This window comes from Pseudomonas sp. Pseusp97 (assembly GCF_047304025.1).
Lineage (GTDB): Bacteria > Pseudomonadota > Gammaproteobacteria > Pseudomonadales > Pseudomonadaceae > Pseudomonas.
Window position 1 is genome coordinate 1 of sequence record NZ_JBGLYK010000214.1, and the last position, 9,635, is coordinate 9,635.

Here is a 9,635-nt window from a genome sequence, read left to right on the forward strand (position 1 = left end):
CTCGAAGCCCTCGCCGGCAGCCATCCACGCTACGCCCGCGCCCTGCGCATGGCGCGCCAGGGGCTGATCAACGAACTGCCGGTACTGCTGCTGGGCGAAACCGGCAGCGGCAAGGAAGTGGTCGCCCGCGCCCTGCACCAGGCCAGCGCGCGCAGCGACAAACCTTTCGTCGCGGTGAACTGCGCGGCGATTCCCGAAGGCCTGATCGAGTCCGAACTGTTCGGCTACCGCGACGGCGCCTTCACCGGCTCGCGGCGCGGTGGCATGGTCGGCCGGCTGCAGCAGGCCCACGGCGGCACGCTGTTCCTTGACGAAATAGGCGACATGCCGCTGGCCCTGCAGGCGCGCCTGTTGCGCGTGCTGCAGGAGCGCAAGGTGGCGCCGCTGGGAGCGGGCGAGGAGCAGGACATCGACGTCGCGCTGATCTGCGCCACCCACCGCGACCTCAAGCGCCTGGTGGAGGAAAAGCACTTCCGCGAAGACCTCTACTACCGCGTCAACGGCATCAGCGTGAAACTGCCGGCACTGCGTGAGCGCGACGATCTCGCCGAACTCGCCAGCGGCCTGCTGGCCCGCCTGGGCGCGCCGAAGGTGAAGCTCTCCGCCGAACTGCTCGGCCTGCTGCGCGAGTACCACTGGCCGGGCAACATCCGCCAGCTGGAGATGGTCCTGCGCACCGCGCTGGCCATGCGCGAGGAGGGAGAGGAGGAACTGAGCCTCGACCACCTGCCCGACAGCACCCTGGACGAACTCGCCGCCGGCGAGCGTCCGCAGAGCGGCAGCATCCGCGAGAACGAACTGGAGCTGATCCGCCAGGCGCTGGAGCGCCACCAGGGCAACGTCTCCGCCGCCGCCGACGCGCTGGGCATCAGCCGCGCCACGCTGTACCGCAAGCTCAAGCAACTCAAGGTGGGCTGATGTTCTTCACCCGCCTCATCGACAGCGAGGACCCGCAGCAACTCAAGGCCTCGCTGCGCTGGCTGTACGGCTTCGTGCGGCCGCACAAGGCGGCCATCGCCGGCCTGCTCGGGTTGTCGTTCTGCGCCTCGCTCCTGGTGCTCGCGCAGCCCTGGCTGACCAAGACGCTGATCGACGACGGCCTGCTGGCGAAGGACTTCCCGGTGCTGGTGATGGTCGCCGGCGCGATGATAGTCGTCGGCCTGGTCGGCACGGCCTTGTCCGGCCTCAACCGTTACCTGCACACACGCCTGTCCGGGCGCATCCTGTTCTCCCTGCGCGATGCGCTGTACCGCCACTTGCAGACTCTCTCGCCGAGCTTCTTCGGCCGCCGCCGTATCGGCGACCTGATGTCCCGGCTCGACGGCGACGTTGCCGAGATCCAGCGCTTCGCGGTGGACTCGCTGTTCTCCGCGGTCTCCAGTGTGATCGGCCTGGTCGGCGCGCTGGTGCTGCTGCTCACCCTGTCGTGGAAGCTCTCGCTGCTGGTGGCGCTGCTGATCCCGCTGGACGTGCTCTGGCTGCGCTGGATGCGGCGCAAGGTGGAGCGCGAGGCGCGCGGCCTGCGCGAGCGTTCGGCGGACCTTTCATCGTTCTTCGTCGAGACGCTGCCGGCGATGAAGTTCATCCAGTCCGCCGGCCAGCAAGCCCGTGAATCCGGGCGCCTGGAAGGGCTGGGGCAGGGTTACCTCGGCCAACTGCTGCGCCTGCAACTCACCGAGTTCTTCACCCAGGCGGTGCCCGGCACGCTGATGTCGCTATCGCGCGCCTGCGCTTTCCTGGTGGGCGGCTACTGGGTGGTGCAGGGCACCTGGCAGCTGGGTTCGCTGATCGCTTTTTCCACCTATCTGGGCATGGCCATCGGGCCGGTGCAGAGCCTGCTCGGCCTGTACGTCGCGCTGCAGCGCATGACCGTCAGCCTGGGCCGGGTGATGGAACTGCGCGGCGAGGAAGCGACCATCGTTTCTCCCGCTACGCCGCGGCCGATGCCGTCGGTGGGCGAGTTGCGCCTGGAGAACCTTTGCTACGCCTGGCCGGGGCGCGCGCAAGCGGTCCTGCAGAATGTCCAGGCGGTGATTCCCGCCGGGCTCAAGGTCGCCCTGAGCGGCCCGTCCGGCGTCGGCAAGAGCACGCTGATCGACCTCCTGCAGCGCTTCTACGACCCCGACCAGGGACGCATACTGCTGGACGGCGTGGACCTGCGCGAACTCGACCTGCACGCCCTGCGTCGACGCGTGGCGGTGGTCAGCCAGGACATCGTGCTGTTCCGCGGCAGCCTCGCCGACAACCTGGCCTACAGCGCCCCCGAATCGAGTCGCGAGGCCATCGACAAGGCCGCCCGCGCGGCGCAGCTGGACAGCCTGATCGCCAGCCTGCCCGAAGGCCTCGACAGCCCGCTGGGCGAGCGCGGCCAGCAGCTTTCCGGCGGGCAGAAGCAGCGCATCGCCATCGCCCGCGCGCTGCTGCAGGACCCGCTGATCCTGGTGCTCGACGAAGCCACTTCGCAGGTGGACGAGAGCACCGAGCGCGAGGTGATCGCGGCCATCGACCAGCTGTTCGCCGGGCGCACGCGCCTGCTGATCAGCCATCGTACTTCGACGCTGGCCGCCGCCGACCTGCATCTGGAATTGCAGGATGGGCAGGTGCGTGTGCGTGAGGCACAGCCGGTGCAGCGACATGAGGCCTGAGTTGAAGGTTGGGGTGGTCGATAGCGGGCATTCAAAGGAGCAGGCCGCGTCGGTCATCAGCGGCCAGCGCTTCCGTCTCGCCGATGATGGATTGGACCGACTGCCACTGTCGGTTGATCTCCTGGGCCACGGCAGCGCCGTCTGCGAAGCCATCCTTTTCCAGGCGCCGGATGCGCGTCTATGCGTCGCCCAGGTCTTCGATGAACGCGGTGTGACCAGCCCGTTGCAGATCGCCGCCGCGTTGCACTGGCTCGGCGAGCAGGGCGTGCGGGTGATCAACCTGAGCCTGGGCGTGCGCCAGGACCGGCCGATCCTGCGCGAGGCCGTGGCGGAGCTGATCGAGGCCGGCGTGCTGGTCTGCGCGTCCAGCCCGGCGCGGGGCGAGCCGGTGTATCCGGCCAGCTATGCGGGGGTGATACGGGTTACCGGGGATGCTCGTTGCGGCGAGGGCGAATGGTCATGGCTGGACAGTCCGCAGGCCGATTTCGGTGCGGCGGTCAAGGTAGGAGGGCGCTCCGGGGCGAGTCTGGGGTGCGCGGCTTTCAGCGGGCATCTGGCGGCTTTGCTGCGCGAGCGGCCGGAGCTGTCGAATGTGCAGCTCATTGAGGTGATGCGTGAGCGGTCGGCTTTTCGTGGGATCGAGCGGAGGGTGGGGTTTTGAGTGGTGATCGAGTGCGATTCCCTCTCCCCAGCCCTCTCCCTGAAGGGAGAGGGGGCCGTCCTCCGTGTGGGATTAACTATGGAGTTCCCGCGGACGCTATCGTGCGCAGGCGTTTCGCAGTGCGCCGATCTGCTCTTTCTCCCATCGCGACGACGGCTCCGTTCGGCCGAGGTTGGCACTATGGTGTCAGTTAGCACGGATAGCCCCCTCTCCCTTCAGGGAGAGGGCTGGGGAGAGGGCGTTGCCGCCATGCAGAGCTTGACCCATTCGCTTTGTCGGGGAGGCTGTTTATTCAGGATTAGGGAGAGGGCAGCCGCCGCATGAGTAACCTCCCCATCCTGATCCTCGGTGCCGGCCCCGCCGGAGCGGCGGTCGCCCTCGGCCTGCGCCGCCTCGGCCACGCGGTCACCGTTATCAGCGAATGGCGCCGCTTCGCCGCCGTGGAAGGCGTGTCGCAGCGCGTGCTGGAAGGCCTGCGCAATGCCGGCCTGAATCACGCACTGGAATATGCTGCGCCGCCGTCGCAACGGCGCGTGCACTGGAACGGCGTGGAAAGCGCACAGAACATCGAATGCCTCCTCGACCGTCCGCGCTTCGATGCGGGGCTGCGCGAGGACCTGAAGCAGGCCGGCGTCGAGCTGATCGAAGCCCGGGTGCTGGCGGTGGCCGAAGAAGGTAACGGCTGGCGCGTGAAGCTCGAAGGCGGCCGCGAGGTGCAGGGCGCCTTCCTGGTCGAGGCACGAGGCCGGCAGGCGCCGCTGAACCAGAAGGGAATCAAGGCCCGGCGCGGCCCGGAAACCCTCAGCCTGCTCAATCGCTGGCAGGGCGAGCCCGGTCCGCTGGCGACTGCGGTGGAAAGCCTGGCCGACGGCTGGGCGTGGATGGCACGACTGGAGGACGGGCGTTGCTACTGGCAGCTCACCCTCGATGTGGCCAGCAGCCAGTTGCCGCCCCGCGAGCAGTTGCTGGATTACTGCCGCGAGCGCCGTGCCACGTCGTCGCTGGTCCGGCAGTTCTTCGGTGCTACCACTGAACGCGATCTGGAACTGCACGCCCGCAGCAGCACGGCGATCCTCTGCCTGGAAGCCTGCGGCAACAGCTGGATTCGCGTGGGCGATGCGGCGATGGCGGTGGACCCGTTGTCCGGCAATGGCATCTTCCAGTCGCTGTCCTCCGCCTTGCAGGCGCCGCTGGTGATCAACACGCTGCTGCGCGCGCCGGAGCGGGTGGAATTGGCCCGACGCTTTCATCAGCAGCGGGTCGAGCAACTGTTCCTGCGCTTCGCCCGCGTGGGTCGTGATTTCTACGCCAGTGAAACGCAGTGGAGCGAGATGCCGTTCTGGCAGGCCCGTCGCGCCTGGCCGGACGAGCAGCCGAGCCACGTGCCGGCGGACTTCGCCAGCCTGCGCATCGAGCGGGCACCGGTGTTGAACGGGGAGTTCGTCGACGAGGCGGAAGTGGTGGTCAGCGCCGACCAGCCGCTGGGCATCTGGCACCTCGACGGCCTGGAGCTGGCGCCCTGGTTGCGGCGGGTGCGCGCAGAGCCCGAGGCCCAGGTGCTCGCGGACCTGCCGCCGGAGCGACGGCGGGCCTTCCAGGGTTGGCTGCTCGCCCAGGGCTATCGTCTTCGATCCTGATTGTGTAGCCCCGTCATGGCGGATAACGCCGTAGGCGTTATGCGCCCTACGGTTCGCCGGACGTGCGCGTGGGCGCTCGTCGTAGGATGGCGTGGAGCGAAGCGATACCCATCGATTCATGGGCGGGCCGGGTCGATGGGTATCGCAAGCTCCACCCATCCTACTCAGGTGACCGCCGGGGACCTCGGCCACAGCTTTAACCACTTCACGGAATTTCGAGGCCTCGTCGGGCGATGATGCCCGGCTGCCCGATGGAGAATCCCATGGCCTTCCTGCGCTCCGCCTTTGCCCTGTCGCTGATCCTGCTGACGCTCTTCGATACCTCGCTGGCGGCTTCGACGCCGGCGGCCGATACCGCCAGCGCGGAGCGCTTCCTGCGCCAGCTGTACGCCAGCTACTCGCCGGATGGCCCAGGCGTGCCGAACAGCACGCTGAAGGAGGAGGACGTCTACGACGCCTCGCTGATCGCGCTGATGAAGGCCGACCAGGACGCCGCCGATGGCGAGGTCGGCTACCTCAATGGCGACCCGGTTTGCGATTGCCAGGATTGGGGCGATCTGCGCATCCAGACGCTGACCTTCGCGGCGACCGACGATGGCCGGCTAAAGGCCAGCGTGACGCTCAAGGACGTGGTGACGGGAGAGGGCAAGCAGCTCGATCTGCTGTTGCACCGCACCGCGCAGGGGTGGCGCGTCGAGGACTTCGTCAACGCGGAGGGCAGCCTTGCGGAGAATCTGCGCAAGAGTACCCAGGACCTGCTGCAGTTCAAAAAGGATGCGGCCAGGCCCTGATTCCGCTGTGCTCGGAAGGGATCGGCGTGGTGCCGGGTTCGCGAGCAAGCTCGCTCCTACGAAGAGCGACGGTGCATCCCTGTAGGAGCGAGCTTGCTCGCGAACCGCACGCCGCAAAGCCCGCAGCCGGCCACAAGGAGCGTAGGAGCGGACTCTGTCCGCGATCGTCCCGCATCGCACCGGCACCCATCGCGGACGAAGTCCGCTCCTGCAAAAGCAAAAGCCCCTGCCGCGAACGGCAGGGGCTTTTCAATTTTGCGAATCGGCTTACTTGCGGTCGATCCACACGGTCTGCGGGTTGGTGAACTCGCGCAGGCCGAAGTGCGACAGCTCGCGACCGAAGCCGCTCTTCTTCACGCCGCCGATCGGTACACGGGGGTCGGAAGCGGAGAAGCCATTGATGAACACGCCACCGCTGACCAGGCGACGGGCCATGTGCTGGGCCTTGGCCTTGTCGGCGGTCCAGATCGCGCCGGAGAGGCCGAACTCGCTGTCATTGGCCAGTTCCAGGGCGTGCTCGGCGTCGCGGGCGACGATCAGCGAGGCGACGGGGCCGAAGATTTCCTTCTTGAACGCGGTGTTGCCCGGCTTCACGTCGGCCAGCACGGTCGGTGCGTAGTAGTTGCCTTCGCCCTCGAGCTTGTGGCCGCCCAGCAGCAGGGTGGCGCCGTCGGCGATGGCCTGTTGTACCTGGCCGTGCAGTTCGTCACGCAGGTCGAAGCGCGCCATGGGGCCGACGAAGGTGTCGTCCGCCAGCGGGTCGCCGATCTTCAGCGCCTTGACGGCGGCCAGCAGCTTCTCGGTGAAGGCCGGGGCGATGGATTCCTCGAGGATCATGCGCTTGGCGGCGATGCACACCTGGCCGCAGTTGCCGAAGCGGCTGGCGACGGCGGCTTTCACGGCGGCGTCGAGGTCGGCGTCGGCGAGCACGATGAAGGCGTCGGAACCGCCCAGCTCCAGCACGCATTTCTTCAGCGCGGCACCGGCCTGGGAGGCGATGGCGGCGCCCGCACCGACGCTGCCGGTCACGGCGATGGAAGCGATGCGGTCATCGGCGATGGCCTTGGAAACCAGCGGCGGCTCGACGTTCAGCACCTCGAACACGCCTTCGGGCAGGCCGGCATCCCGCCAGGCTTTCTGCAACTGATAGGCGCAGCCCATGACGTTCGGCGCATGCTTGAGCACGTAGGTGTTGCCGCCCAGGATGATGCTCACGGCGCCACGCATGACCTGCCAGGTGGGGAAGTTCCACGGCATCACCGCCAGAACCGGGCCCAGCGACAGGTAGGAGATGTACGCGCCTTCGATGCTGGTCTTCTCGTCTTCGAGCATGGCCGGGCCGTTGTCGGCGTACCACTCGCAGAGGTTGGCGCACTTGTTGATCTCGCCACGGGCCTGGGTGACCGGCATGCCCATTTCCTGGGCTTCCATGCGAGCCATCGGCTCGACGTTGGCACGCAGGACTTCGGCCATCCTGCGCAGCACGGCGACACGTTCGGCGATGCTGGTGTCACGCCATTGGCGGAACGCGGCATCGGTGCGGGCCAGCGAGGTTTCCAGCTGGGCGGCGTCTTCGAAGGTGTAGCGGGCCAGTTCCTGGCCGGTGGCGGGGCTGCGGGAGATGGCAGCGGGGATGGCGGCGATCTGGTTCATGGTGAGTCCTGCTTGTTCTGGATGAGGCGCAAGGCCGGTCGTTCGTCCGGGGGTGGTGGCTCCGGGATGACGCAGAAATTAAGATGCGCAACCATTCATGTAAAATGAATAATCAAGAAAGACTCTTTCTCTCGGAGAGAATCATGGACCTCACCCAGCTGGAAATCGTCCGCGCCGTCGCCAACGAGGGCAGCATCACCGCCGCCGCGGCCCGTCTACATCGCGTGCCTTCGAACCTGACCACGCGGATCAAGCAGCTGGAAGCGGAGCTGGGCACCGAGCTGTTCATCCGCGAGAAGCTGCGCCTGCGTCTGTCGCCGACCGGGCGCAGCTTCCTCGACTACGCCGAGCGCATCCTCGATCTGGTGGAGGAGGCCCGGCAGGTAGCGGTGGGCGCCGAGCCCCATGGCGGTTTCTCCCTGGGCTCGATGGAGAGCACGGCGGCGGTGCGCATCCCGGAGATGCTGGCGCGCTATCACCAGCAGTGCCCGAAGGTGCAGCTGGACCTCTCCACCGGCCCCTCGGGCGAGATGATCGACGGGGTGTTGTCGGGCCGTTTCATCGCCGCCTTCGCCGATGGCCCGGCCAACCACCCGCAGCTGGACGGCAGGCCGGTTTACCGCGAAGAGCTGGTGCTGATGAGCGCCAGGCACCATGCGCCGGTGCATGACGCGCGGGACGTGGCGGGGGAGACGGTGTTCGCCTTCCGCGATACCTGCTCCTACCGCAAGCGCCTGGAAGGCTGGTTCGCCGAGCACCGGGTGGTGCCGGGCAAGATCGTCGAGATGGAGTCCTACCACGGCATGCTCGCCTGCATCGCGGCCGGCGGCGGGGTGGCGATCATCCCCAGGGCGATGTTCGACAGCCTCGCCGGCGGGCGCAACGTGGCGATCCACCGCCTGGCGCCGCACCACGCCGACGCGACCACCTGGCTGTTCTGGCGGCGCGGCACCGATACGCCGGCGCTGCGGGCATTTATCGGATTACTGGACGAGCCCCTGCCCGAGGCCGAAGTGGCCTGAGCGCGGGCCTTTGCGCGTGCTGTTTCGCCGGCCTTACGTAACGTCGGCGAGACGGCGGTTAAAAATTCACCAGCACCTCTTGCAGCCGCTTGGCGCTGCGCTAACGTGAATTTCTCTGTTCGTCGTGCGAAGGCGTAAAGACGCCCTTCGCGGCAGGGCGTTTTTTCCGCTGGCCTTCTGCCCCGGAGCGCATGATGGAGACACGCAGCAAGAGACGACGCGCCAATTCCTTCCAGATCACCCTGATGGGCGCGGGGCTGATGCTCCTCGCCCTGGTCCTCGCCGTTGCCCTGGTCAGCCTGTGGCCGCAGTCCTATCCGAAGTTTCCCCCAGCCGGCGCCGTCGGCGACCCCGGCGTGCAATGCCTGATCGGCTGGTGCCCGGGGCCGGACGCGCGGCTGCTGGTGATGGTCATGGTGGCGGGCGCGCTGGGCAGCTTCGTGCATGTCGCGAAGTCCTTCGGCGATTTCGTCGGCAATGACCGCTTCATGGCCAGCTGGATCTGGTGGTACCTGCTCAAGCCCTGCATCGGCATGGCACTGGCGCTGATGCTCTACCTGATCGTGCGCGCGGTGTTCCTCACGGTGGGCGCCGCCAGCGATCCGGCCAGCGTCAATCTCTACGGGCTGATGGCCATGGCCGCGCTGGTAGGAATGGTGTCCAAGCAGGGCACCGACAAGTTCGCGGTGATCCTCGATGCGCTGTTCCGCAGCCCCCATCCTGCCGGTGACGCGCGGCGCAAGGACCCGCTGGAAAATCCCCTGGCGGTCATCACCGAGGCCCAGCCGTCGGTCCTCGACGCCCAGTCGCTCTACGTCACCCTGCGCGGCAAGGGGTTCAGCCGTGGCGCGCGGGTGCAGGTGAATGGACGGGACCGCGAGACTTCCCTGGCCGACAGTTCGCGCCTGGCTTTCGAGCTGTTGCCCGAAGATGTGGCCGTCGGTGGCAGCCTGGCCGTGGTGGTGGTCAACCCGCCGCCGGGAGGCGGGCCTTCCGCTTCGCTGATGCTGGAGGTGAACGCACCGCCGCGGGCCGAGGCGGAACCCGCGCCGGTACATGCCGATCCGGTGGCGATGGTGGTGGCATCGGCCGAAGAAGACTCGGCGGTGGCGCTGCACTGAATCATCGGTGGGGCGTGCTTCTGTAGGAGCGGGGGGGGGGGGGGGGCCCCGGGGGGCCCCGGGGGGCGGGGGGGCGGGGGGGGGGCCGCGCGCGGGGCGACAAAA

General features: G+C 67.8%; 8 protein-coding genes. 7 read left to right on the plus strand and 1 reads right to left on the minus strand.

The features are described 5' to 3' along the window. The 5 genes from ACCC94_RS24485 to ACCC94_RS24505 form a co-directional block, all read left to right on the plus strand. The coding region (locus ACCC94_RS24485; protein ID WP_413352198.1) for a sigma-54-dependent Fis family transcriptional regulator at positions 1 to 918 on the plus strand (918 nt) is incomplete at its 5' end. Continuing rightward, entirely contained in the window at positions 918 to 2,645 is a 1,728-nt protein-coding gene (locus ACCC94_RS24490) for an ABC transporter ATP-binding protein (protein ID WP_413352200.1), read from the plus strand. The genes ACCC94_RS24485 and ACCC94_RS24490, both read left to right, overlap by 1 nt. Further along, entirely contained in the window at positions 2,635 to 3,306 is a 672-nt protein-coding gene (locus ACCC94_RS24495; RefSeq protein WP_413352202.1) for a S8 family serine peptidase, read from the plus strand. Before ACCC94_RS24490 ends, ACCC94_RS24495 begins: the two co-directional genes overlap by 11 nt. A gap of 320 nt (positions 3,307 to 3,626) precedes the next feature. Next, a complete protein-coding gene (locus ACCC94_RS24500; protein WP_413352204.1) occupies positions 3,627 to 4,943 on the plus strand; it encodes an NAD(P)/FAD-dependent oxidoreductase in 1,317 nt (438 codons plus the stop codon). Positions 4,944 to 5,206: 263 nt separating this feature from the next. Next, on the plus strand, positions 5,207 to 5,734 hold the full coding sequence (locus ACCC94_RS24505) for a DUF3828 domain-containing protein (RefSeq protein WP_413352205.1): 528 nt from the start codon (positions 5,207 to 5,209) through the stop codon (positions 5,732 to 5,734). A 267-nt stretch (positions 5,735 to 6,001) separates the two neighbouring features. Here ACCC94_RS24505 and ACCC94_RS24510 read toward each other — a convergent pair whose 3' ends face one another. Further along, positions 6,002 to 7,387, minus strand: a complete 1,386-nt coding sequence (locus ACCC94_RS24510; RefSeq protein WP_413352207.1) for an NAD-dependent succinate-semialdehyde dehydrogenase — start codon at positions 7,385 to 7,387, stop codon at positions 6,002 to 6,004. 143 nt (positions 7,388 to 7,530) lie between these two features. On the opposite strand from ACCC94_RS24510, the gene ptrR reads away from it, so the two are divergent. Beyond that, positions 7,531 to 8,409 carry a putrescine utilization regulator PtrR gene (gene ptrR, locus ACCC94_RS24515; protein WP_413352208.1) on the plus strand — a complete coding sequence of 293 codons (879 nt, stop codon included), beginning with the start codon at positions 7,531 to 7,533 and terminating at the stop codon, positions 8,407 to 8,409. Between the two features lie 194 nt (positions 8,410 to 8,603). Continuing rightward, complete coding sequence (locus ACCC94_RS24520; RefSeq protein ID WP_413352209.1) at positions 8,604 to 9,530, plus strand: hypothetical protein; 927 nt, start codon at positions 8,604 to 8,606, stop codon at positions 9,528 to 9,530. Positions 9,531 to 9,635 lie beyond the last annotated feature (105 nt).